This window comes from Aerococcus sanguinicola (assembly GCF_008726925.1).
Taxonomy (GTDB): domain Bacteria; phylum Bacillota; class Bacilli; order Lactobacillales; family Aerococcaceae; genus Aerococcus.
On the sequence record NZ_VYWO01000001.1, the window covers coordinates 631,457 to 657,302 of the forward strand.

Sequence of the window (25,846 nt, forward strand, 5' to 3'; positions counted from 1 at the left end):
CTATATTAATAAAAAAATCATCTAAATTATTATATGTATCTTGTAAGGAGAGGATTTTTTGCTAATTGATACTATTCATATAAAAGGGTTTCGTTGTTTTAAAGATGCTATTATTCATTTCACAGATAAAAACTTAATCTTGGGCGCTAACGATATAGGTAAATCAAATTTAATATACGCCTTGAGACTACTTTTTGATAAGAGTCTCAGTTACAGAGATTTAGAATTAACTTCTAATGATTATTACGCCTATGAAGAAACTAATGAAATTATGATTACCGTAAAAGTATCTAATATATCAGAAGATTGCCTAGTTGCTGGATTCAAAGAAAATATTCAAAACGGAACAACTTATATAAGATATAGTAATAGGAAAGATGGTATACACGTTATTTCTACTGGTCCAACTATAGATACTTTAGAAGAAGCAACCAGTAGATTCTATCTAAGATTTTTAAATATGGAAGTTGTTAATAGTAGTCGTAATTTAAAACAATTTATAAAAAGAGAAAAAATAATTTAATTGATTTTACTAAAGGTAAAAGATCTGATCAGATAGTTAATCAAGATAATTCTTTAATCGAGGATATTGATAACAATTTAATTAGTATCAATGCAAAAATTGACGACATTTCGTATATAAAAAAATCCCTAGATTCTATAAATACTGAGATGGAAACATTATCAGTAAATAATCAAAATAAAAAACTTAGATTCTCTAGTATTTCAAGTGATGCAGAACAACTTATTGATAATGTTGAACTAATATACGAAACAGATGACAAAAAATTAACTTTAGGAGGAGATGGAAGGAATAATCAAATATATTTATCTACTTGGATATCAAAACAAAAAGAATTAGCGGATGATAAAAGTATTACATTTTATGCTCTAGAAGAACCCGAAGCACATTTGCATCCTCAACAGCAGGTCAGATTAGCTAGACATATATTTGATAATCTTGACCAACAAATTTTAATTACTTCACATTCACCAAGTATTGCTAACGAAATAAATCCTGGAAATATTATAAGATTATATTCATCAGATAGCAAATCTTCAATCGCTGCTAACGAAGGAATCAATGAAGAATTGATAAATTTTTTCAATGATTTTGCACATAGAAGAAACCTGATTAATTCACAATTATATTTTCTAAATTCAGTATTACTTGTTGAAGGTGTTTCCGAAGTTATTTTTTATAAAACTCTGGCGAAATCTAAGAGCATTGATCTAAATCAATACAACACGGAAATATTATCAGTAGAGGGTGTTGGTTTTGAACCTTATGCGCAAATATGTCTCTCTCTTAAAATTCCATTTTCTATAAGAACTGATAACGATTTAAATAAAATTCAAAACAAAACTGGTATGCTTCGTTTTTCTGGAATTAACAGACTAATTAATCTGCTAAATAATTTAAACTATTCAATAGATTTTTTGCCATATAGTCCTATTGATTACGAAACTATAAAAAAAGATATTTCCTTTAAAGAAGGAAAGAAGCCAAGTACCCTTTCAAATAGTATGCCTATTCCTGAGTTTATTAATAAACTTTCAAAACATAATTTATACTTAGCTACTGAGGATCTTGAAAAGGACATTATCGACAGTCCTTTATTTAGCTCATTAAAAGAATTTTATAACGAAACTGATAGAGATATTATCTATGAAAAAATGTGTAAGAAAAAAGGTGAAAATATGTTTAACTTTTCTCAAAGTTACTTCTCAGAATTTGAAAAAATACCAGATACTTCAATATTATTTGCTCCACTCCTAAGTATATTAGATTTATCAATAGGTGAAACTAATGAGTAAAAAGCCTACTGAAGAGCAAAAATTTGCTATTCAATCTACTGAAAATATGGTACTTACAGCTGTACCGGGAAGTGGGAAGACTTTTACATTAGTAGAAAAAATCAAGTTCATTAAAGAGGAAAAGTCGGATAACGATTTCAAAGGGATAATAGGAATATCCTATACTAATAAAGCAAGCGACAATTTGAAGAAAAAAGTCTATAAATCTACTAATATTGATGAGTATGATTTTTTTGGCACTATAGATTCTTTTTATCTACAAGAGATAATCTATCCATTTTCAAAGCATTATTTTGAAGAAATCAGAGAATTTCAAATACTTCATGTTCATGATATATTTAAAAAATCTATTGACAGAAAATTAGAATTAGATGAAATTTTAGATTACTTCAACAAAAACATTATATTCATTGAACAAATTGGTGATCTAGCCTTTTATTTACTTGAAACTGTACCTCAAATAAAAAAATATATTGCAGCAAAATACAGTCATATTATGATTGATGAATATCAAGATTGTGGAAAATATCAACATCAGATATTCTGTTACTTAGTTAAAGAACTAAACCTTTGCGGATTTGTAGTAGGAGATTTGAATCAATCTATTTTTAAGGATTCAAAATATCTTAAATTATTAATCCATGATACTGCATTTACACATCATGAATTAACTTTAAACTTTAGATCTAATGAGGGAATTATAGAATATTCAAATTGTCTAAAATCTCAAAATTATAATCCTAAAAAAGTATCTGAAAAAAGCGTAAGTTATATTTATACTAAATCAGATAATTTCAGTTCATCCCCTATAGATATTGCAAAAAAATTACCTAAATCAATCGAATATATAAAAAGCAAGTATAATATTCAAGCTGAAAATCAGATTGCAATATTTGCACGGACTCATGATGCTTGCCAAGTTATAGCTAAGCACTTAAATATCCCCTATAAATATTATTCGCCATTTAAACTACTGAAGAAAAACGATCCTGCCTTAAGACAATTCCATGAATTTTTAATTGATTATTTTAAGTATAAAAATAATGAAATAACTTCACTTGAAATCAAGTCGAAATATTTTTCAAAAATAATTAATATTAACTATCATATAAAACAAGAGATCGAAAAAAATATCGATTACCTACTCAATGCAAAATTGTCTGACTATCATGATGAAATAGATAAATTTAAACGGATATTCGAGCTTATAGAAATTAAAATTACTGACGAAAACTTCAAATTTTTCATTAAAGAAATTATATCGGATCGTTCAGAATTAAAAAATTATTGTCCTGCTAAGTCTAATGAAATTCAAATAATGACTATGCATAATTGTAAAGGATTGGAATTCGATATTGTATTTATTTTTGATATGTATAGATTTATTATTCCTTATATATACGATGGCCCAAATGATAAAGATAACTATCAAAAACTTAACAAGGATTTTAATTTATTTTATGTAGCTGTTACACGAGCCAAAAAGAGATGTTTTATAATGATTCCTGAAAAAAGAATCAATGCTAAAGGAGAAATTAAAAATTGCCAACCATCCCCCTTTTTATCTGAAAACAATTGCCAAAGATTAGCCAATTTAAAGTCATGGTATTTTTATTAAGATAGTCCACCTTCATATCATTTTCCAAAATAATTATTGGTGCATTCAACAAAAATATTAATTGTTCTATAAAATCCAATAGTACATTTAAGAATTAACTCAGCCACCTATTATGCACAAAAGTGCCATGTGAAGTTCATATTATTATTTAGTTAGTCCAATTAATGAAAAGAATGAATTAGCATGACGCAAGCTAATAATATAATTAGGAATATATTGAATATCTGACGATACGTAATGTTATATATCAATTAAAAATTGGACCCACCCTGCAATTAAAATCGGGTCATAGTTAACAACTTCCCTCCAACAATTAGCCAATCGCCCATTCAATGCTATAATAACCGCAGAAAGTAAGTAGACCAACCACGTCAGCTCATTCCCTTGAAGTTCTAGCTTCACGGAATATGAGTCGCTTACGTGTGGAATAAGCGTATGGATTAATATGGGCTAATCACTTATCACTTCTTGTTCAACCACCAAAATATCGTTCAGTCACTACCGCAATGCACTGAGCTCATGTAAGTCTACATTACAACACATCCCCCTAGAGGCCACCACTTCTAGGGGGATGTTTCGCGTTATGTGGGAACTCTCCTCTCACTCGCCCCAGATTTGCAAGGTTTCGAGTAGGGGTTGGACTTGGCTTGGGGTGAAGGGTTCGACAGGTAGGACAAAGGCATTGTCTAAGACTTCCTGCGCAATAGCTGCGTCGGATTCTGGGCTACTATGCCAATGATACAAGCTACGGTAGATGGTAACGGTACCGTCGTAATTGCTGGTATATTGAAAGATCGAGGAGCTGGCCATCGTTTTTCCCATTGCCAGGTTCCAAGTGTCTTGAGGCCAAACTGGAGAAAGTCCCGGGGCATTGGTAGCTACCGGACTCCCTGCCGGTATGAAGCTGGCATCGATATGGTCACCATCGTTACCATAAGGGAAGAGGTCGGTATTATTCATCACGGTCAGGTAGACCCTTACCATTTCGACTTCTTTGTTAGTATAGCCTGGATACTCCTTGAACTCTTGGTACTCCTCCGCCTGGTAGCGGGCTCTGAGATCTGGTGCGGCTTGGACTTCTTCATGCTGAACTGAAGGCTGAATCTCAGAACGAGTTGCTTGGCTTGAGCGCTCACTGGATGAAGCGCTAGAAACTTGAGCTTCAGCGACCGACGAAACGTCTTGCTTGGGTTCAGATTCAGAAGCTGTTGATGCCTCTTCCTGGTCCGTAGTTGATCCAGAGCAGGCGGACAGGGCCAGGCTAGCGAGTAAAACTAAACTTATTTTGCCTGTCATAAGATCCTTCCTTTCATTGAGAAGATAAGATGGCTTACTCTGTATCTCTTAGCTAGTCTTAGTATACCAGCTTGATAGAGTCAATTGCTTCATTGACAACAAATTCTCTTAGAAATTACTATTTCTAGGGGAACCCGATCTTTTTGTCAGCTAGACTTAGCCAGGAGCCCACTCTAATTCCTAGCTTCTGGGCGATAGCAATCTACTAGCCATCCAGGAAAGCTGCAGCTTGCCCCCATCATTTGCTTCGGGATGCATTAAAAATGCCATAATTCCGTATTCTGAACCGTCTAGATATTTACCTTTAATGGCCGTTTTGTTATGCTTATCTCATGGCAAGATTGGCGACTACTTATTAAACGTAAGTCGGTTGTCTGATAAGTGAACGATACATGGCGTATTTATTTTTACCTTAATACTAGCTAAGTTGATGATATAATCCACCATGTCACATCACAAAGTGGGGGTTAACGCGATCCTATGAAACATTCACCGATCAAGAGACAGACCAATATTGAGTTGTTAAGAATCATTTCGATTATAATGATTATTTTTCATCATTTTGCAGTGCATGGTGGTTTTAATTGGGAAGCAACCGCTATTACTATCCCCCACTTCTGGTATAATTTCATCGTCATAGGAGGGAAGGTTGGCGTTAATATTTTTATTTTGATTTCAGGCTACTTCCTCATCACGAAACAGGACAAGCTCTTTGATGTGAAAAAATTTTGAAACTTTGGGGGCAAATTATTTTTTATTCAATCGGTCTCTTTGTCATATTCTCCTTGTTTCCAGTTCATGACTATGCCAATAATATGACCTTAAAATCCCTGTTCCCGATTACTTTCTCTTCATGGTGGTTCGCGAGTACATACTTTGTCCTCTACCTCATCCACCCATTTCTTAATCGTTTGCTCAATGGACTCGACAAGAAAGCCTATCAAAGCCTTCTTATATTACTGGTAACAATGTGGTCTGTCATTCCGACACTAACAGCTTCAAACTTTCAAAGCAATTACTTATGGTGGTTCGTTACTTTATATGTGATTGCTGGCTATGCGCGATTGTATGGCTTTAACCATAATTTGACCAGCAAACAATATTTTTTCTGGTCGGGTATCTTTTCAGCCTTCACCTATCTTTCTAACATCACGTTTACAGTATTAGGCACAAAGTGGGAAAAGCTTGCTGCCTATGCCACACACTTTTATGGGATGGAGAAGTTATCGATTCTATTAATCGCCTTAAGCTTATTCCTGGGCTTTATGAAGCTTGATGTGCCTTACAATAAATTCATCAACCTCTTAGCATCCACCACATTCGGTATCTACCTATTACATGACCATCGCATACTAAGACCTTTTTTATGGCATGATATCTTCCAAAACCAGCACTATCAAGATTCACTCCTCCTAATCCCCTACTCTATTCTTGTGGTGGGTTTAGTTTATAGCGCATGTGCACTCATCGATTTAATCAGGCAAAAGTTTGTAGAAAAAGCCTTCATTCGCTGGGTCGATCGCCATGAAGATAAGCTGTTAAAACTTTTGAGTAAACTTGGGCAGTTTTGTAGAAGGCTGGTATTCGGCTGATCTGTTTAGAAAGCCGCTAAACATTAATTATAAGCACTCGGAAAGATTGGGCTAACCTCCTTCAACAAAAAGTCATTTAAAACAAAATATCCCCCTAGAAAGCATCTTTTCTAGGGGGATATTTTATTGGCTGCGTTTCTAACTATTCCTTCTTTTCTTAAGGCTAGTCAAGCGCAAAAGTAGTCCGACTGCGAGACTGGACAAGCCGATGCCTAACATAGCTTGGTCCGACCCTCCCCCGGTTTGAGGGAGCTGAGTGAATACCCTTGGAGCATTAGCGGTCGCCTTGGCACTTGTTCTTAAGCCTGATTGGTTAGAAAGCTTGGTCTGAAAAGGTCGGTGGTGGAGTTGGGACTTCACTGAACTTACCTTCACTCGATCAGTTTTTTGACTTGCTAAAGCTTCGGATCGAACCCCTAGCTTAGAAGTTGGAAGCAAGGTTGGGGCCTTAGTAGATTTATCTGGATTGGCTGAAACCAGGTGCTCAGGAGCTACAGAAACTGGGGCCACGCTTTCCGATATAAGGCTTATATAATCCATCCCAGCCTCTTCGTTAACCTGGTCATAGGAATTAGACACCGAGTCGTCACTTGTCCTAAGTGAGTCATCAGAAGTCATAGGCTCTTCTGTATGAGTAGAGGGGGCTCTTTCCCCTTCACTTTGTCCTTGAGGCATAGCTTGCGGTCTCTCTACCGGTCCTCGAGACGTCCCCTTGCCCTCTAGGTCGCCACTTGGATTGGTATCAACAGGTTGCTCAGTGGATGGCGGCCTTGGGCTATCAGGCTCTTTCGAATGAACGGGTAGCGCTGGCTCCTCTTCAGCTGGAAGCCCTGATATCCCTTTGCCCGTGCCAACCCCAATAATCAGGTCTTGACCAGGGAAGTCCTGGCGCGAAATCTCCTGGGTCTTGAGGATATTATTCTGGTGGTCCTTGTAGATCCGGTTGGTGATCTCAGTATAAGCATTCACGCCGTCCTGGATGATCACATGCTCACCCAAAGCAAGGTCATCGCGCGGCTCAATCACCGTCTTGAGATTCTGCTCATTGATACGGAGCACCTGGTCCTCGCTTTCAGGAACTAGGCGGATGTGGTAGCCTGGGAGGGCTTCGAAATAACCGGGGATGACTTCGTAAGGTTGGCCCATGATAATGTCCCCTGGAGGAGCAAGCTTGTCGGAAGCTGTCTTCTCTGGAATTTTCTTAGTCCCATACTCAATAATCTGATCAATGCCTGGAATCTCCCAGTCTTTCAAGAATTCTCGATTTAAAAACTTACCATCAGCTAATAAAGTATCCCGAATTAAATAATAGGTTAAAGAAGGTCTTCCTTCCTCAACCACCCTTTCTTGACCTTCATACATATCAGGATTTTCTATGTATTTTGTATAAGCATATCCCCTATCCCAAACAGTGATTTTATCTTCAACAATTGGTGAAGGTAAAACTTCTACTGTAATTGATTTCAATATGCCGTTAATGTTAATAAATAAAATAGTTTTTCCAGGCTTAAGGGCTGTTATTGAACCATCTTCATTGAATTTAATAATTTCAGAATCTAAAGAATAGCTATTTCCTTCAAAACTATTTACCAATCTATGAGTCGTACTGTAAGAATTTACAATAATTGGCAATTCATATTGTGTTCCTTCAAAGATAGGAGAAAAATCAATAATTTGATATTGACTACGCTCTTTAAAATTTTGGTTATACAGAATAATAAACTCGCCTTTGTAATTTTTAGAAGGAGTTTTTTCCTGATATCTATCAGAAGATATTAGACTAAATGATCTAGGCATGGCAGATTCCCAAGGCTGATAATCTACAGCTAAGGCGAATGATTTATTTCTAGGATTCAAGGCTATGTTCAAAAATTTTGAAACATTTGATTTTTCTATGCCTTGATTATAACTATGCTGATTTATAGCATCTAAACCGAAATGTTTAATAATATTTTCTTTTAAATTTAAAGAACTATTAATATCTTTGAGGACTACTTTATCGGAATAAGTTTCATTAGCATTAGTCTTTTTAGAAAGCTCATCATAATCTCTTAAAGAAAGATAAGCGCCCTTAGCTTCCCCTAGATTCAACAAAGCTAAATTCTCTAAATCATTATTCCAAGAAACACGATTAACATATTCTTCCTTAGAAGTAATCCCCTCAGCCTTTAAACGATCACTAAGCCGCTCGCCATTAATCCAAACACCCTCAACTCCCTCGCCAGTTTCAGGGTTAACTTGTTCACCGATTAGTTCACTATTTGCTTCAATATCCCAAACGATTGACCGCAATTCTTTAATCGCTGCTAATCCGTCTGTTTTTGCTTTTTCCTGGTCGAGATTTACAAATGATTGCAGAATAATAGGCGCATCTAAATTAATATTCAAGTCCAGAGTTGGTATATGTTCACCTTTGGGAATAACAGCTTTACCCGTATAGGTCTGTTTATAAATGACTTCTTCGTCTTCATCCTGAGCAGGTCTAACAACACTCTCATTCCTATCACGAATCTCAACCTCAACCGGTGCTTCAACCAACTTCTCATACTCTTCAATCACCTTCTGATCCTGTTCTTGACGATAAGATTGATGACTATCATCAGTGGCATTTGAAGCTGAATTCTCGCTAGCCGCTGCTTCAGGACTAGTTGATGTTGCTTCTACTGGATCAGCTAACTCTGGTGCTGGTCTGCTTTCCGCTAGCTTATCAGTCGCAGCGTATTCTGCGGCGGGCTGCTCTTCGGCCTGGACCTGCTCACCCTGGGCAAGAAATGCGGTGAGGATCAAGGACGTCGTGGCTAGGGGTAGGAAGGATTTTTTCATGGCTATTCTCGCTTTCGTTTATTTTATGTTAGAAATACAATTTGTAATGATAGACTAAAAGCAACTGAACATGTATTAAGGATGTTTATAACAGTTAAGCATCCACATTTCAGTTGCCTGAATTTTTATTCTAAGTTTAAATTTTATCTTTTGAGTAATTTATGAATATAACTCATTAACTGATCTCGATTAAAAATATAGTTAATGCCTAAAATAATAGTAGTAAAAATTATTCCCTGTACAATAGCTAGCTTGATCCACTCCAAAAAGTTTACAATATCTATATTAAAGAAACTTCCTATCCAGATCATTAAGAGAAAAGCTAGCATATCGATGAACAATTGCTTAATAAAAATACTTACATTTCGATATAAAATATTTTTTGATAGATAGATTACAAAATAAATTGTTCGATAAGATACAGCTAACAATGTTCCAACCGCTACGCCTATCAAACCAAAATTCTTAACCAGCAAAATAGAAAGTACCACATTTAACAAAGCTTCAATAATTGCGCTTGTCTGCGTCTCTTTAAAATGTCCCGCTGAAATGATCAATGAGTTATATGGAATCCTAATACAATTAACTAATTGAGCTGTAGATAAAATAATAGCAAATATAGGTGCATAATAATCTGCATCATTGATACCTAATGTATACACTTTAACAAATGGAACAATTAAGCTTGCGGTTAACCCAAATAATAGTGTTGAGATAGTATGCATCTGCCATTCAATAACTGTAAAATATTGATTCAACTCTTTTAATTTCTCTTCGGCTAATAAATGTCCGAAAAATGATTTAAATCCGTTAGTTAATGAAGTGATTAGTAACTTTATTCCATTAATTACCAAATTGTACACTGTATATACAGAAACATTTTGTAAAGTAGAAAAAATAGTAAGAACAACAATATCCGTACTTTCTACAATTACCCAAGCTATGTGTTGAGCCATACCATTCCATTTTTGTGGAATCGTATTTTTTGAAAAAGGAACATCAGAGTTAATATTGTAATTTTTATTGACATAATATGACATATAAACAGGTCTTAAAAGAAAAATAAAACCTGATACGAACTTCACTGTAACAATACTTGAACCAATTTGGATTAATATAATAGATAAAACCAGATTAAGAATGGTCGTTACAATATTAGCTAATAAAGGAATATAATTTTTTTGATCAGCCGTTAGAAAAACTTGATTAACAATTCCAAAATAAAATTGTGCAAATAAGCTAATAGACATTGCTAAAATTAAAAAGCGTGATGGTGCATCAGTTAAAGGGCTATCTGTAATTAGAGGAAAGATAATGCATAAAATAATCGTATAAGCTAACAATATTAACGCTAATTTTTTAAAGAAAGAGCTGGCTGCAGAAATGATTTCATTAACTTTAGTATGATCTTTTCTAACAAGTGGTCCATAAAGAGCTGATTGAACTACCGAACTAACCCCTAAATCAAGAAAATTAATGACAGATAAAAATTGGCCTACTGAAGCTTGGAAACCATTAATTTCTGATCCATACACACTTAAAAAGAATCGTGGAAGAATTAACCCAGATAATATTAAAATTAATTGGTTAACAATAGCCGTTATTGAATTTATCCTTAACTTTGAAATGTTATTCATTTTCACGCTCTTTCCTATCTAAGTTGCAAATTCATTTATCTAAAACTTCATTGTAAATAGCTCGAAGTTTTTGAGCTTCATGATCATCAGTTAAGTCGCTATTTAGAATATCGTTAACTGCATATTGCCGTTCAGAAATCGGCTTATTAGAAAGTACTTCTCTAGCCCAGTTTTTAGCTGGGAGTTTTAAAGACAATCGTAAACATTGGTCAGAAACTTGAACTTCTTCGGTTATATTTTCAGATATAACGCAAGGAAGACCGTTTGTTTCTGCTTCAAGTACAGTTCCTGGAAAACCTTCATAAAGTGATGGAAAAATTAAAACATCTGCCGCAGATAATAAATTTGGAATGTCTGTTCGAAATCCTAAAAACTCTATTTTATTTTCAATTTGATATCTATTAATCTTAGCATTTACTTCATCTCGTAATTCGCCATCACCACCAACAAAGTACAACTTACAATTTTTATTTATTTTTAACATTTCATTAAATATTTCTACTACAAATAATGGATTTTTCACTTCCTTTAGGGTACCTATATGAATAGCCATCAATTCATCTGTTAACCCTAATTCAGTTCTAGTTAAACTTCTCTTCTCTTCATTAAATTGAAATTGTTCAATATTTATTCCATTATTTATAACTTCAACATTATCATTTTTATTAAATAGCCATTCAGCTGCTAATTTTGATACAGCAATTCCTTTAAAATCAAAAAAATGTATAATCTTTTTATTAATGTCGTGAAGAAGCTTAGTTATTTTTGAATCAGGACAATTACTACTATGACTATGAATAACAACTGGAATCTTATAAAATTTAGCAAGAACAATGGGCATTATATCGCTTAAACTTAATAAGTGAAAATGAATTAAATCGTAAGAATTATTTTTAAATAATTTTCTAGTTTCAAAAAAATTATTTAATATACTTTTTCTACGGGGAGTGACAAAATATATTTGGGAATCATTGACTAATAATTCTTGATACCCTTCAAAATATTTATCACCAAGTATTACAAAATCAAACTTTAAATGGTCACTTGATAATTTTTTATTTAATTTAATTAAATATGTTTCTATACCACCTAAATTTTCACTCAGTCCATAGTGAAGGATCTTTACCATTTTTATCTCCTTCTATGATATTTTGCAATTAATTTTGCAGGTACAATCGCAGCTAAAAAAGATTTAAAAATAGATAAATATTGAAATGGGGTAGCATTTAATCTTTTATAATAAATAAATCTATTTCTAATTTCATCTTTTCTTGTTGATAGAGTTCTTTTTTGATAATCTTTTAACTCAACTCTATAGTCTAATAAGATATCTTCCATTACATATATTTTTTTACCATTTAATAAAAATTTAGCCCATAAAACAAAATCCTCACATCGTTTTACATTCTTAGTATCATAACATCCAATAGCTTCTAAATCATCTTTCACCATTAAGACACTAGGATGAACTGGAGCTATTCTATTCATCAAATCATTTTCAGTTATTTGACCTCTATATATTTTAGGAATTAATTCATTTTTTTCTGTCAAATAGTTAATTGATGTACCGACGACGGAATATTGAGGATTTTGAATAATAAATTCATATTGCTTCTGTAATCGATCTGGATGTGATATATCATCAGTATCCATCCGAGCTATGTAACGGCCTCTTGCTTGACTAATTGCTTTATTCAGAGAAGAGGGGAGGCCTAAATTACTCGTATTCTCAATAATTTTAATTCTTGGATCAGTAAAATCCGTTATCATTTTTTTAAAATCTGGATTCCCATCATTTACAATTATTAATTCAAAATCAGAAAAAGTTTGATTTAATACACTTTGGATAGCTTTAGTAAATATTTCAGGACTTGTATTATATTCAGACATGATCACTGAAATTTTCATTATTTATTCCCCTTTTAATATAATAATTTTACTAATGGCGATATGAATAAGTATTTGTAACGAAGTGCTAAATTTACTTTTTTCTTATTAACATCAATATATTGTTCTAATAAATAATCATAATTTAATTTATTATAAGCTTCTTTAAATGTGTCATAAATTTTTATTTTCATTTTTCGATCACTATATAGTGGGATCTTATAAAAATGATATGAATAATGATTATATTTTAGGGTTTCTAATATTTCTTTATTTTCTTCGTAAATACTATACTTTTTTTTCTCAATTATTTCAAAACAAGTAATAATATCTAAAATAGATACATTATATGACCTTGAAATGCTTCCCTCGTGTATATAGTAACTAAAGATAGACTCCTTAACTTGTTTTACCTTAGGATTATGTGCTAAAACCTGTAAGTAAAAATTCAAATCTTGACCTATCTTTAATTTTTCAAATTTTAATTGATTATCAATTATAAATTGCTTTCTATAAAGTTTATTTCCAGGAAGAGGATCTATAAAATATGGACTATACTTATCTTTACAATTATTTTTATTAGAAATCTTATTTCCTGTTTCATTAATTCTGTCATACTGTCCAATTATTAGATCATAGCCTGCTTCAGTATATTTGGTAAATATTCTCAGCGCCTGTGAATTTAGTGTATCATCAGCATCAAAATAAAGTACATAGTCACCTTTAGCTCTACTAAATCCAAAATTTCTTGCTGCAGGCGCGCCAGAATTTTCTTGATATAAATAATGGATTTTATTATCTACATATTTATCAACAATTTCTTTGGACTTATCTGTTGACCCATCATCAACAATTATAAGTTCATAATCATCAAAGTCCTGATTAATAATTGAAGTGATCGTTTTCTCTATATAATTTTCTGCATTATACATAGGAATTATAACTGATATCATGTATCCCACTTCCTTTACTTAATAGGTTTATTAAAATATTTTGATGATAGCAGTGGAATAGCTATCACTGTAAACCAAAACTCTGCTATCATCGGTTCCCACCTAAATACAGAATATATGATTAAAAATAATCCAAGAATATAATAGCCTTGAAAAATTAAATTTTTATTCTTATTATTAAATAATTTAGCGGTAATGAATGAGAATAAAAATGAATCTATAGCTACTCCTAGTAACCCACCGTCTCTAATAAAATAATATATAGCAGTAGGAAATGCATTATAATATGATCCATCACTTAATTGTAAAAATTGAGAAGTTTCATCTATTACTTGTTGGAACCCAAATGTGAAATTTATTGTAGTTATATTTTTTAAAATAATTTCAATTATCTGAAATATTCCACCAAAAAATACACTTCCATAAAAATATTGTTCAAATGGTAAAGCATGATCAACTAAAACTAATAAGTATTCTATTGGTGATAGTAAATAATTTATAAACGTTTCTGAAATAGAAGCTGTATTAAAGCCAGCTGACAAATTTCTTCCAATAGTTATAAAAATAGCTAATAAAAATAATACAATAAATATTATTTCTGTACTCGTTAAATATTTTCGAATATATATTTGATTATTTTTTTTACTATATCTCATTAAAAATTTTATATTATTTGTTAAATAACTAATAATAAAAATAATAATAAGCTTTAATAGCATTATTCGACCAGCTGTTAATAGGGCAAATGTCGTACATACAACAATAGTATATAAAAACAATTTATTACTACATTTATGTTGGATGTTTAGATTCGTGATAATTATCGCCAGTGCTATCAAGATCCCGTTAATTACCCATTGAACCAAAACAGTTTCTACTCCACTCGAATATAAACTATTGCTTTGGCCTACTTGTTCATAATACATTGCCGCCCTTATAGCATAAAAATTCCCAGAAAGAATGTATCCTATTGACTTACGTAATAAGACTAATAACGCTACTAAAATACAGGTTAATACAATAGTATATTTTCCTTCTGCTATTTTATAGGATTGTTTTTCTAATAAATTATTATTATCTTTTATAAAAAGAATCTGAGCAAGATTAAAACAAATCAAAAATACTTCAAATATAAGTATAAAATATGATTTTTCGAAATTTATTATTTGAATATTTTGCAAATTGAGTAGGCCTTTAGTAAATAAAACACTCCATACAACATTAAATAAAATTACTGGCAAATCTAATCTTTTCTTTATAGCATTATATATAAATAAAAATACAACAGAAGTTAATATGGGCAACCATAAAATAAACATCCCTCACCCCTCGTTTCAACATCACATGATATTTATACCAAATAGATTTGTTTCATATTATTTTTTACTCTCTCTGAAGAAAACATTTCTATTCTATTTAAATTTGCGTCTCCTAATCTTTCTCTATATTTCTTATCCATACTTAACTTAACAATTGAATTGGAAATATGTTGAATGTCATATGGAGAAAATTTAATCTCGTTATCTCCTACAATTAAGTCTTTATTCCCTCTAACATCCGAAACAATACAAGGTAATCCAGCTGCCATTGCTTCCATTAATGAAACTGGTAACCCCTCTCTTTTAGATGGGAAAACAAAAATATCTGCTTGCTTTAAAATAGAAGCAATATCGGCTCTAAATCCTAATATATGAACATTATTGTCCAATCCTAATTGTAGTGCAAGTTCTTCAAGTTTGTGGTGATTAGGTCCTTCGCCACATATAACATAATGAATATTACTTTTATTAACTTCATTTAAGGCTTCTATAACAACTTTATGGTTCTTATTATCATTCAACTCTCCAATTGATAATAAAATCATATCTGTATCGTTAATACCTAATTCAGTTCTAATGTTTGATGCTATTTCACCATTTTTAAATTTCTTAATATCTATACCTATACCTGGAACATATTCTACTTTAGGAGCTTTAAATCCCTTGGCTCTTTCATAGTCTTCCTGATTTATCGTTATCAAAATATCTGTATACCGCGCTAATATTTTTTCAACAGGATAAAAGATTAACCAGTTTTTTAAAGGAGCTCCATCATAGAAGTGAAAGCCATGAGCAGTATAGATAACTTTTGTCCTAGATTGACGAAAGGCCAGACGGCATAATGCTGCGCCTATTGGTGAATGGCAATGAACTAAATCGTAATTTTTTTCAGCTAGTTTTTTAGATAATTGATAAGATTTGATGATATCCCCAATTTTGCTCATTTGTCTTGGTATGGGTAGGTGATAGTAGGAAACATCTAAATCGTGGAGTTTTTGCTTGAAAGCTTCAATTTTAGCATCTGTGGTCGTACTGCGATCCTCAAAATTACAGGCAACATCCACTTGATAGCCTAAGTCTTTTAGAATTTCAATATTATTCATATTAAACATATCAATCATTGAAGCCACTGAGGCATACATCAAAGCTTTTTTCATTAACTTCCTCCTAATAGCTTAGCATTTTAGCGGGATTCCCCACATAGGTTCCTGACTCTATAATGCTATCAATACAAACCGTACTTGCACCAATTATTACATCCCTAGCAATGCTGCAATTATTAATGATAGTCGCATTAATACCTAACCAGGTTCGCTCTCCCACAGTTACTGTTCCTGCCGATCTGACACCAGGTGATAGATGAACGAAATTACCAATATTATTATCATGATCAACGGAGCAAGCTGTATTTAAGATACAACCATCACCTATAGTCGTTGACGGATTGATTACAACTTGAGCAAAGACAACTGATCCCTCACCAATAGATACATCTCGTCCAATAATTGCGCTCGGATGGATTACTGTAGCTAAACGGTAGCCAGCCTTTTTGATTTCACTTTGAATTTTTTCCCGAGTCATATTATCACCAATCGCTACAATAAATTCTGATTCATCAGGATTGAAATCAGCATAATCGCAGCTGCCAGCAATAACTTCTAGACCTAGGAGTTCTTCACCGATTTTATGGTCATCAAGGAAGTAAATCGCTTGCCATTGATCCATAAGTAAGGCCGCATCAGCAACGACTTTTCCATGACCACCTGCTCCAATAATATAAAGCTTAGTCTTCATCTACTTCATTCCCCTTAAAGGCTACCATTGTTGCAGCATTCTCATTATTTATCCCATCCTTAGTCAAAACTGTCTTTACCGTTTTGACTAGAATTTTAATATCTAACCACAAGGAAACATGGTTGGCGTAATAGATGTCATAGTTGAAGCGTTCTTTCCAAGTTGTTGCATTTCGCCCATTGACTTGTGCGAGGCCCGTTAGACCTGGCCGAACTTGATGTCTTTGTTTTTGCTTTTCATCATACAGCTTTAAGTAATCAATAAGTAAGGGCCTAGGCCCCACAAAACTCATATCCCCTTTAATGATATTGAATAATTCTGGGAGTTCGTCTAGAGAAGTTGAACGCAATTTTTTCCCAAAGTCTGTTAGACGCACAGAATCTGCTAATAAATTTCCGTCTTCATCACGTTCATCCGTCATGGAACGAAATTTATACATAGCAAAGATTTTCTCATTTTTACCTGGGCGTAGCTGCTTAAAGAGAACAGGACTACCTAATTTATTGTGGACTAAAATCGCTGTCACCACCATAACAGGTGATAAAAGAAGCAAAGCAATAAAGGCTAAGCAGAAATCTATTCCTCTTTTAAGGAAATTTCTATACATGTTTTATCAGCTCCATAATGATTTAATGATGCTAATGATACGTGTGATTTCTTCATCAGTCATCTTAGTATCGCTTGGTAAACAGAGCCCACGATTAAATAAATCTTCAGCAACTTCTCCCCCTATCACATCGCAGTCACTGAATACAGGTTGTAGATGCATAGGCTTCCAAATAGGTCGTGATTCGATATTCTCTTTTTCGAGCGCATCCATCACCATAGTAGGCGTCACTCGAGATTCTTGATCGATTAACATCGCTGATAACCAATAATTCGAACGCTCATTATCGAATTCAGTGATCATTTGAATATCATCAATCGTTTGGAAAGCTTCTTGGTATCGTTGGAAGATGTGACGTTTTTGCGCAACCCGTTCATCTAGTACCTTAAGCTGTCCACGACCAATGCCAGCTACAATATTACTCATCCGATAATTGTAGCCAATCTCTTTATGTTCATAGTGACGTTCGTTCTCACGTGCTTGAGTGGCCCAAAAACGGGCTTTATCCGTAATTGCTGCATCATGAGCAACTAACATCCCTCCACCAGACGTTGTAATAATTTTATTCCCATTGAAAGAGTAAATGCCGTAGTCGCCAAAAGTTCCAGTGTATTGGCCCTTATAAATTGTCCCAAGACTTTCAGCAGCATCTTCAATTAAGGGTACACCGTGCTCGTCACAGATCGCCTTAATTTCATCAATTTTAGCGGCTAAACCATACAGATGAACAGCAATGACGGCTTTAGGTTGATATTTAGTGAAAGCCTCTTCTAAGCGTTTAGGGTCCATATTCCAACTTCCAGGTTCAGAATCAATGAATACAGGTTTTCCTCCTTCATAAACAATTGGATTGGCAGAGGCTGAGAAAGTTAAACTTTGACAAAAGACAATATCTCCTGGCTTAACGCCAACATGTTTTAAGGCTAGGTGAATGGCTGATGTTCCAGAAACAAGAGCTGTTGCATTCTCAATTCCAACTTTTTCGGCTAATTCTGCCTCAAATTGATTAACATTCTCACCTAGCGGAGCAATCCAATTGGTATCAAAAGCTTCTTGAACGAAAGCTTGTTCATAGCCTTCAGAACTCATATGTGGTGATGCTAAATAGATTCTTTCCATTTGTCTAAATTACTCCCTTACTTTCAAAAAAGTGAGTTCAAATTGAACTCACTTAAATACTCAAAGAAGAATGAGTTCTTCTTTATTCTAAAGTTACACATCCCGGTGAACAAAGCTAGTCAATTTCTCGTTGAGGTCGCCCCGGTCTGTGACGAGGTCTAGGCTATCAACGAAGGCTTTGATTTCTTCCAGGCTCTTGTTGTGGACGCGGCCAACGAAGATGTTTTCGTCGATTTGCCGGTCGGTGGTTTCGTCGTTGAGGAGGAGTTCTTCGTAGAGCTTCTCCCCTGGCCGCATGCCGGTATAGGTGATTTCAATCTCGTCTTCCGAGTGACCGGACAGGGCAATCATCTTCTTGGCCAAGTCCTTGATGTAGACTTCTTCACCCATGTTGAGGATAAAGAGTTCGCCCCCTTCTGCCAGGGCACCGGCTTGGATCACCAAGCGGCTGGCTTCGGGGATGGTCATGAAGTAGCGGCGCATGTCGGGATGGGTCACGGTGACCGGTCCCCCTGCTGCAATTTGCTTTTTGAAGAGCGGGATGACCGAGCCCCGGCTGCCCAGGACATTGCCGAAGCGGACGGCGGAGAAGGTGGTCTGGCTGTCCTTGTTGAGGCCAGTGACAATCATCTCAGCAATGCGCTTGGTCGCTCCCATGACATTCGGCGGGTTGTTGGCCTTATCGGTTGAGATCATGACGAACTTCTTGACGCCAGCTTTTTCTGCTGCTTTGGCCACATTGTAGGTCCCATAGATGTTGTTCTTCACAGCTTCTGTTGGGTTCCATTCCATGAGGGGCACGTGCTTGTGGGCCGCGGCATGGTAGACAATGTCTGGCTGGTAGCGCTGCATGAGGAAGTCCAAGTGTTCCCTGTCCTGGATATCAGCAATCACGGGCGTAATCTTGATATTAGATTGGCCCAGATTGCGGAGCTCCTGGTTGATCAGGTAGATAGAATTCTCCCCATGGCCGAGGAGGATCAATTGGGCTGGGCCGAAACGAATGATTTGTCGGCAGATTTCCGACCCGATCGAGCCCCCTGCCCCTGTAACCAAAATCACCTGGTTGGAGATGGAATCGATAACGGGTTCATCGTCCAGTTCAATTTCCTTTCGCCCTAAGAGGTCAGAGATTTCAATCTCCTTCATGGCCATCTTGTATTCACCGGCCAGAAGGCGTTCTACTGCCGGCATCTGGTTGACTGTGATATCCAAATCATTGCCCATGCGGACGACTTGTTCTACAACTTCTGCCGGCATGGAAGGCGCCGTAATGGTGATCATATCGATCCGCTTCTTGTCGACAATCTGTGGGATATCGTCCAGCTTTCCGAGGATGGGAACGCCTTTGATATAGATATTTTGCTTCTGAGGATCGTTGTCCACGGCCCCAATGATAGCATATTTCTCCGGATGCTTGGAGAAGTTCTCAATGAAGAGATTGCCTGCTTGGCCTGCCCCCACAATGAGGAGCCGGGTTGCTTCCTGCTCAGCCAGCTTGACCCCGTTCTTCCGGTCGATATAGAGCCGCCAGATGACCCGGGTCAGTAACATTCCTACAATGGCAAAGAGAGTCAAGAGGAAGAGGTAGCGGTGGCTGATGACCGTGAAGAGAATGGTCCCTGCAATGAAGGCCCCTGCTCCTGCCAGAAGGTTGCTAATCACAATTTCCTGGGCATCTCTTAGGCCGAAGAAACGGACCAGGGCAGAGAAGTTATGGAAGTAGAGCCCTGCTAGGACGTAGATCAGATAGTAGATTCCGGTAATCAGCGAATAGTGGCTGAAGTCGGTTTGCACATAGTAACTGATTAAATAAACCGTTAAGAGAGCCCCAATGCCCACACAGACCAAGTCGTTGAGCATGAGGATGAGTTTTTTTGTTTTCCGAGACATGTGTCACTTCCTATTCTAATTCTAAAACTTCCAGGAAGAGTCATAGGCTAATTAAGTCGTCTTATTCTTCCTCATGGCCATAACCATAGCCATAACCATAACCCGCATGGGCCTTGGACACGCCATTGAAGACCACACCCAGGATGTTGGCCTCTGCGGCATCGAGTTGGTCCTTGGCCTTGACGATATTGGGCCGCTCAGCGATACCTTCCCGGGCCACGAAGACCACGCCGTCCACCTTGCGCGAGAGGATCTGCGCATCGGCCACTGAGAGCAGGGGTGGCGCGTCATAGATGACTAGGTCGAACATGGTCTCCAGGGTCTTCATGAGATCATTCATCTTATTGGACTGGAGCAGTTCCGAGGGGTTAGGTGGCTTAGGACCAGCTGCCAGGACATAGACATTGGCTTCTGGCACATAGCGGATCATGTCCATGGTCTGCGCTTCAGACTGGGTTAAGAGATTGGTCAGGCCGTAATTGGTCTTCAAGTTGAAGGTGTTCCGAACGGTTGGCTTGCGCATGTCGGCATCAACCAGGAGGACCCGCTTGCCGGTGTCCGCCATGACGGAGGCCAGGTTAGCGGCGACCGTGGACTTACCTTCGAAGGGTCCAGTTGAGGTTAACATCAGGGAATGAAGAGTCCCATCCACCATGGAGAATTCAATATTGGTCCGCACGGTCCGGAAGGCTTCCGAGGTCGGATGGTTAGGCTTGACCGCCGTAATCATGGAGGCCCCCAGACGCTGGTTGCGGTTGAGTTGTTCGAGTTTCTTGCCTTTGCGGTTAAACATTAGTCCTCGCCTCCTTTGCGCCGGCGGAAGGTCCGACGTGCTTCTGAAGTTTTTTGGCTCGAGAGAGACTTGAGCCGGGATTCAGCGACTTCTTTGTCTGAGATTTCAGGGATCATGCCCAAGACGGGAAGGCCGATCTCATCGAAGAAGGCCTCGTCCTTAACGGTCCGGTCTGTTGCATAGCGGATAAGCTGCCAGATGACGCCAATCGCGCCTCCGATAATGGCCCCAATTAAGAGGTTGAGAATCGGTTTGGGCGAGACGGGTCCTTGGGCAGGTTCCGCAACGGTCAGGATCGACACGTTGTTAACATTCATAATCCGCTTGACTTCTTCAGAGAAGTGCTTGGCAATGGAATTCGCCAGGGTCGCCGACACTTTAGGTGAGGTACTCTGAACCGTTACCGAGAAGACCAGGGAGTTGTTGTCGTTTTGCACACTGATCATGTCGTTGAGTTCTTGCACACTCAGGTCCACACCGGTTTCCTCAATCACCTTCTCCAAGACGACAGGCTTCTTGATGATGCTCTGATAGGTATTCAAGAGCGTCAAGTTCGCCTGGAGGGTGGATTGGTCCACCTGTTCACTGTTTGAGTTGGTGTCATTAACCACCAAGTCGGTCGTTGATTGATACTTAGGTGTCATCACGACAAAGGTGAGCACGGCTGCGATAGCCAAGCCTGCCACGGTGGTGACGATAATGCGTCCTAAGCCCTGCCGTAGAATATGAAAGAGTTCTACTAGCGAGATTTCTTCAGTCGTTTCCATATTGCCTCCTCATCGGTGCCCCTTAGCGGTCACCGGCTTCTATTCACAAAAAAAGGTCGTCTAAAGTCAGGTCTCTTTTAGCCGACACTTTTTTACACTATCTATAATCTTAAAGGAAATTATAAGATATTTCACTCTTTTTTCACACTTTTTTTGTTACAAATCTGTGACAGTATACATTAATTTAACAATCCCTCCTCTAACTAAACGATTGTGCGATTAATAGATTGCTTGATGCCTATATGAATTAGCCTCATGAGCATCCGTTTTGCTTTTGAAGTTGGTCCTTAACAAGTCAATCACTTGCCTATTGGATGGGCCAACGGACTAAAGAAATCCCCTTAGCGTAGTTTTTCTAGCCTCTACTCTAAGGGGAACTTTGTTAGCTATTATTTTATAGCCCGAATGTAATTAACTAAGCACCAGTCATGGCGGCCATATTTTTTGAGCAGTAGCGGAGTTTGAGTTTGGTTGTTAGCCGCGAACAAGCACGGCCAAGGGTGAGAGCAAGAGCGGTGAGCTTTGGATGCTTGGAGTAAGACGGAATAAGGGCAAGTACCACTTGCACGTTTCCGACTTACGAAAGCACTCCAAAGCTGCTCTTGCGAACCCGACTAAAGAGAATTACGGATCGTAGGCGAATAGCCGTACGATCCGTTTGAATCTCGCTAGGTGAGAGACCTTGGCTCGAACCGATTCCGCGGCTTATTAACGACCAAACTCAAAGCGGAGCGAATGCTCTCTAGCACTATTGGGATACGGTTTTATTTCCAATAATCGAGCTGGCTGTCGTCGAGTCCGATATCGCGGGCGTAGAAGACTGCTTTTTGTCCTGCTCGGCGTTGCTTGTTGTAGTCGCTGAGGGCAGCCAGGGCTGTTTTAGACAGAATCAGGATGGATGGCAAGTTGATCAGGGCCATCAGTGCCATCATGACATCCGCCATGAGCCAGACCAGGTCCGCTTCTTGGATGGCGCCGAGGAAGATGATCCCAGCAGCGGTCAAGCGGAAGGCGACCATGAAGGAGGCCCGGGGCATTTTGCCGAAGATATAGGCCAGGTTGTTATCCACATAGTAGAGGTTACCGATCAGAGTCGTGAAGCCAAAGAGCATGAGCGAGATGGTGATGAAGAGGTTGCCGTAGCCGCCCAGGAAGGTGGAGAGGGCGGCTTGGACATAGGGCGCTCCTGATAGTTCAGCCGCTGGTTGGACGCCTGAGCTCAGGCACATGAAGGCTGTGGCCGAGCAGATGACCAGGGTATCAATGAAGACGGACATCATTTGAACCAGACCTTGTTTGACCGGATGGGAGACATGGGCAGCGGCTGCAGCATTCGGAGCAGACCCAATCCCCGCTTCGTTGGAGAAGAGTCCCCGCTTGATCCCGTACATCATGCTGGAACCAGCGATCCCGGAGAAGATGGCCTTGAAGTTGAAGGCATCCTGGAAGATGAGCTTGAAGACGGTCGGCATGTAGTTGAGGTTGAGGATAATCATCAGAACAGCAACCGCCACATAGATCATCCCCATGAAGGGCACGAGGAAGCTGGTGAACTGGATAATCCGCTTACCCCCACCTAGTACGCAGTAGGCCGTCACGAGGGCCAGGCCGGCGCCGACAATAATTGGCGTCCACTGAGGGCTGTAAAAGTCATAGACCTGGAAGGAGTCGCGCAGGTTGAAGGCAGCCAGCATGTTGAAGCCCACCGCATAGGTCAGGATCAGGAAGATGGAGAAGATAATCCCTAGGGTCCGGCTGTGGAGGGCCGATTCGATATAGTAGGAAGGTCCCCCATAGCTCTCGCCATAGATGTCCCGGCGCTTATAGATCTGGGCCAAGGTCGATTCAATGAAGGCGGAGGCGCCACCGATCAGGGCCACCACCCACATCCAGAAGACCGCCCCGTAGCCACCCAGGCAGATGGCAGTGGCGACCCCCACAATGTTCCCCGTCCCCACCCGGGAAGCGGTTGAAATCATCAGGGCCTGGAAGGAAGACACCGATCCCTCTTCTTCCGGCGCCTCTAGCACCACCTGGATGGCTTCCTTCAAGTTACTCAATTGGACAAATTTGGTTCGGAATGTGAAATAAAGGCCGATTCCAAGTAATAAGACAATCAGGACTGGATAGTATAGGAAGTCGCTGATAGGACTTAGGAATCCTGTGATCATTTCTGACATCCAAATCTCCTCCTCTTTAAAAAGTTTTCTTTGCCTTTAGAATAAGGGAAGATATAATTGCCGTCAATTTTAGATAAGGTTTTTATGATTGGTTGTGCTTATGATTAGATGAACGGCGTAAGATTTTATGACGTATCTTAGAGGGGATTTGTTGTGATTTTGGGAATTTGTTTGATGTTATGTTTTATTACGTTATCACCTAGTTCATGAGCGCTTTTACATTTTTGAACAATTTTTGCACCTATATGAGATAGATTTTATGACATCTTTTTTCTTTTGATGAATTTTAGACTTTTTCGTTTATATATCATTAGGAGGGATATCATATGCAGAAGAATCATGAATTATTATCTTTAGAAATTTTAGCCCATCGCCAGGCCTTGGATGACGATCAGACCGAGCGCTTGCAGGCCCTGCGCCAGGGCTATTGGGGTGAATGGGAATTCCACCGAGTTTTAAAGAAGTATTTGACAGGTGATTTTGCCTTGTTGACGGACTGTTACTTTGGCGATGCCAACCCCACCCAGGTTGATTTGGTCCTAGTCTGTTCCAGCGGCTGTTACCTCTTTGATGTCAAGAATTATCGGGCACCCGTCCGTTATGAAGCAGGAACTTTTTACCACAATGATAAGCGTTGGCGCCACAATATTTTTATCCAACTGGACCGGATGGTGGACCGTTTCAACCAAGAGCTGTCTGGCTTCGGCCGTCCCCAAGCCAAGCAAGGCTACCTCGTCTTCATCAACGAGCACCACCAAGTGACTGTGGACGACTCTTTTAGCCACGGTATCCTATGCCGCAACGATATTTTGGCCTTTTTGAAAGACTTAGCCCAACAACCCGCACGCTATCGAACCGACCAAGTCCTCACCCGTGTCCAAGACAAGCTGGTCGCCAACCCCTATGCGCAATGCCAAGTCACAGCCTACAACTGGGCACGGATGCGATGCGGGCTATATTGTTGGCGGTGTCGGGGGCGTTTAGGAGATATTCATAATCGTAGACGCATTCCTTGTGACAAGTGTGGATTTGTTGAAGATTCAAGCCAGCTAATTACGCGCCATCTTTATGAGTTAGCTGTGCTCCTATATGATCAGCCACTGAGTTTTTCTCTAGCAAGAAAGTTTTTAGGCGATCAGTGTGGTGAAAGGAGGCTAAGACGTGTGTTAACAGGTCGCTTTGAACGAATAAAGCGGAATACCTACGACAATCCTTATAAGAGGGATAACGATATGTATGAAAAAATTGTATATCCCCTGCATTTAGCGCAAGTTTACTACCGAATCCATGAAAAATATCTGACATAAATCAAAAATACCCTATACCCTATTCATTGCTACTAAATTATCCTTGAATTGAAAAAGTAACGGACAGTTCTAGCTTGCTTTTGGCCGGTGCTTATCGAGATACGGTCAGAACGACCTCACTTATGACCGTTTCCTCACGAGATACGGTCAGATCGACCCTAATTATGACCGTTTCCGCCCGAGATACGGACAGAACGACCTTACTTATGGCCATTTCGTCCCGAGATACGGACAGAACGACCTCACTTATGACCGTTTCTGCCCGAGATACGGTCAGAACGACCTCACTTATGACCGTTTCCGCCCGAGATACGGACAGAACGACCTTACTTATGGCCATTTCGTCCCGAGATACGGTCAGAACGACCTCACTTATGACCGTTTCCTCACGAGATACGGTCAGATCTACCTTGCTTGCATCCGTATCTATTCTAAACATCGCA

Annotated in this window: 22 protein-coding genes; 6 read left to right on the forward strand and 16 right to left on the reverse strand. The window is 38.1% G+C overall.

Translation table 11 applies throughout. From position 1 onward, the window contains the following. The first annotated feature begins 58 nt into the window (after positions 1-58). Genes F6I03_RS03055 through F6I03_RS03065 form a run of 3 tightly spaced genes read left to right on the forward strand, consistent with a single transcriptional unit; the run spans position 59 to position 3,436 of the window. The gene (locus F6I03_RS03055) at positions 59-523 is read left to right on the forward strand and encodes an AAA family ATPase (protein WP_150983057.1); all 465 of its coding nucleotides are present in this window, start codon (positions 59-61) and stop codon (positions 521-523) included. After that, positions 523-1,818, forward strand: a complete 1,296-nt coding sequence (locus F6I03_RS03060; RefSeq protein WP_412054928.1) for an ATP-dependent nuclease — start codon at positions 523-525, stop codon at positions 1,816-1,818. Before F6I03_RS03055 ends, F6I03_RS03060 begins: the two co-directional genes overlap by 1 nt. Then, positions 1,811-3,436: a 3'-5' exonuclease gene (locus F6I03_RS03065; RefSeq protein WP_070430333.1), complete on the forward strand. Its 1,626-nt coding sequence runs from the start codon at positions 1,811-1,813 to the stop codon at positions 3,434-3,436. The genes F6I03_RS03060 and F6I03_RS03065 overlap by 8 nt, the downstream gene beginning before the upstream one ends. A 600-nt stretch (positions 3,437-4,036) precedes the next feature. Here the strand turns inward: F6I03_RS03065 and F6I03_RS03070 are convergent. Then, entirely contained in the window at positions 4,037-4,732 is a 696-nt protein-coding gene (locus F6I03_RS03070) for a hypothetical protein (RefSeq protein ID WP_070430334.1), read from the reverse strand. Between the two features lie 480 nt (positions 4,733-5,212). Here F6I03_RS03070 and F6I03_RS09975 point away from each other — a divergent pair, with 480 nt between their 5' ends. Both F6I03_RS09975 and F6I03_RS03080 read left to right on the forward strand, forming a co-directional pair. Further along, positions 5,213-5,464, forward strand: a complete 252-nt coding sequence (locus F6I03_RS09975; RefSeq protein ID WP_150983059.1) for an acyltransferase family protein — start codon at positions 5,213-5,215, stop codon at positions 5,462-5,464. Further along, the gene (locus F6I03_RS03080; RefSeq protein ID WP_191622018.1) at positions 5,461-6,324 is read left to right on the forward strand and encodes an acyltransferase family protein; all 864 of its coding nucleotides are present in this window, start codon (positions 5,461-5,463) and stop codon (positions 6,322-6,324) included. The genes F6I03_RS09975 and F6I03_RS03080 overlap by 4 nt, the downstream gene beginning before the upstream one ends. 138 nt (positions 6,325-6,462) lie before the next feature. Here the strand turns inward: F6I03_RS03080 and F6I03_RS03085 are convergent, their stop codons facing one another. The 14 genes from F6I03_RS03085 to F6I03_RS03150 form a co-directional block, all read right to left on the reverse strand. Beyond that, complete coding sequence (locus tag F6I03_RS03085; RefSeq protein WP_150983072.1) at positions 6,463-9,147, reverse strand: G5 domain-containing protein; 2,685 nt, start codon at positions 9,145-9,147, stop codon at positions 6,463-6,465. A 143-nt stretch (positions 9,148-9,290) separates the two neighbouring features. Then, entirely contained in the window at positions 9,291-10,784 is a 1,494-nt protein-coding gene (locus tag F6I03_RS03090; RefSeq protein ID WP_150983061.1) for a lipopolysaccharide biosynthesis protein, read from the reverse strand. A gap of 31 nt (positions 10,785-10,815) precedes the next feature. Then, positions 10,816-11,913 carry a glycosyltransferase gene (locus F6I03_RS03095; RefSeq protein ID WP_070430338.1) on the reverse strand — a complete coding sequence of 366 codons (1,098 nt, stop codon included), beginning with the start codon at positions 11,911-11,913 and terminating at the stop codon, positions 10,816-10,818. Between the two features lie 2 nt (positions 11,914-11,915). Continuing rightward, positions 11,916-12,692 (reverse strand): glycosyltransferase, encoded by a 777-nt coding sequence (locus F6I03_RS03100; RefSeq protein WP_070430339.1) that lies wholly within the window; start codon positions 12,690-12,692, stop codon positions 11,916-11,918. 14 nt (positions 12,693-12,706) lie between these two features. After that, entirely contained in the window at positions 12,707-13,624 is a 918-nt protein-coding gene (locus F6I03_RS03105; protein ID WP_070430340.1) for a glycosyltransferase family 2 protein, read from the reverse strand. Positions 13,625-13,638: 14 nt separating this feature from the next. Further along, positions 13,639-14,943 carry an O-antigen polymerase gene (locus F6I03_RS03110; protein WP_070430341.1) on the reverse strand — a complete coding sequence of 435 codons (1,305 nt, stop codon included), beginning with the start codon at positions 14,941-14,943 and terminating at the stop codon, positions 13,639-13,641. Between the two features lie 32 nt (positions 14,944-14,975). Next, on the reverse strand, positions 14,976-16,100 hold the full coding sequence (locus tag F6I03_RS03115; protein ID WP_070430342.1) for a glycosyltransferase family 4 protein: 1,125 nt from the start codon (positions 16,098-16,100) through the stop codon (positions 14,976-14,978). 10 nt (positions 16,101-16,110) lie between these two features. Further along, positions 16,111-16,737 carry an acetyltransferase gene (locus F6I03_RS03120; RefSeq protein WP_070430343.1) on the reverse strand — a complete coding sequence of 209 codons (627 nt, stop codon included), beginning with the start codon at positions 16,735-16,737 and terminating at the stop codon, positions 16,111-16,113. Next, entirely contained in the window at positions 16,727-17,344 is a 618-nt protein-coding gene (locus F6I03_RS03125) for a sugar transferase (protein WP_070430344.1), read from the reverse strand. The genes F6I03_RS03120 and F6I03_RS03125 overlap by 11 nt, the downstream gene beginning before the upstream one ends. A gap of 6 nt (positions 17,345-17,350) precedes the next feature. Next, entirely contained in the window at positions 17,351-18,463 is a 1,113-nt protein-coding gene (locus F6I03_RS03130; protein WP_070430345.1) for a DegT/DnrJ/EryC1/StrS family aminotransferase, read from the reverse strand. Between the two features lie 93 nt (positions 18,464-18,556). Next, positions 18,557-20,356: a nucleoside-diphosphate sugar epimerase/dehydratase gene (locus F6I03_RS03135; protein WP_150983062.1), complete on the reverse strand. Its 1,800-nt coding sequence runs from the start codon at positions 20,354-20,356 to the stop codon at positions 18,557-18,559. Between the two features lie 61 nt (positions 20,357-20,417). Beyond that, positions 20,418-21,149 (reverse strand): CpsD/CapB family tyrosine-protein kinase, encoded by a 732-nt coding sequence (locus tag F6I03_RS03140; protein ID WP_070626201.1) that lies wholly within the window; start codon positions 21,147-21,149, stop codon positions 20,418-20,420. Further along, positions 21,149-21,916 (reverse strand): YveK family protein, encoded by a 768-nt coding sequence (locus F6I03_RS03145; protein ID WP_083309249.1) that lies wholly within the window; start codon positions 21,914-21,916, stop codon positions 21,149-21,151. Before F6I03_RS03145 ends, F6I03_RS03140 begins: the two co-directional genes overlap by 1 nt. A 764-nt stretch (positions 21,917-22,680) precedes the next feature. Continuing rightward, complete coding sequence (locus tag F6I03_RS03150) at positions 22,681-24,096, reverse strand: alanine/glycine:cation symporter family protein (protein ID WP_070430348.1); 1,416 nt, start codon at positions 24,094-24,096, stop codon at positions 22,681-22,683. 326 nt (positions 24,097-24,422) lie between these two features. Between F6I03_RS03150 and F6I03_RS03155 the strand changes: the two genes are divergently transcribed. Next, entirely contained in the window at positions 24,423-25,403 is a 981-nt protein-coding gene (locus F6I03_RS03155; protein ID WP_070430349.1) for a nuclease-related domain-containing protein, read from the forward strand. Positions 25,404-25,494: 91 nt separating this feature from the next. Here F6I03_RS03155 and F6I03_RS03160 read toward each other — a convergent pair whose 3' ends face one another. Further along, positions 25,495-25,842: a hypothetical protein gene (locus F6I03_RS03160; RefSeq protein ID WP_070698450.1), complete on the reverse strand. Its 348-nt coding sequence runs from the start codon at positions 25,840-25,842 to the stop codon at positions 25,495-25,497. Positions 25,843-25,846 lie beyond the last annotated feature (4 nt).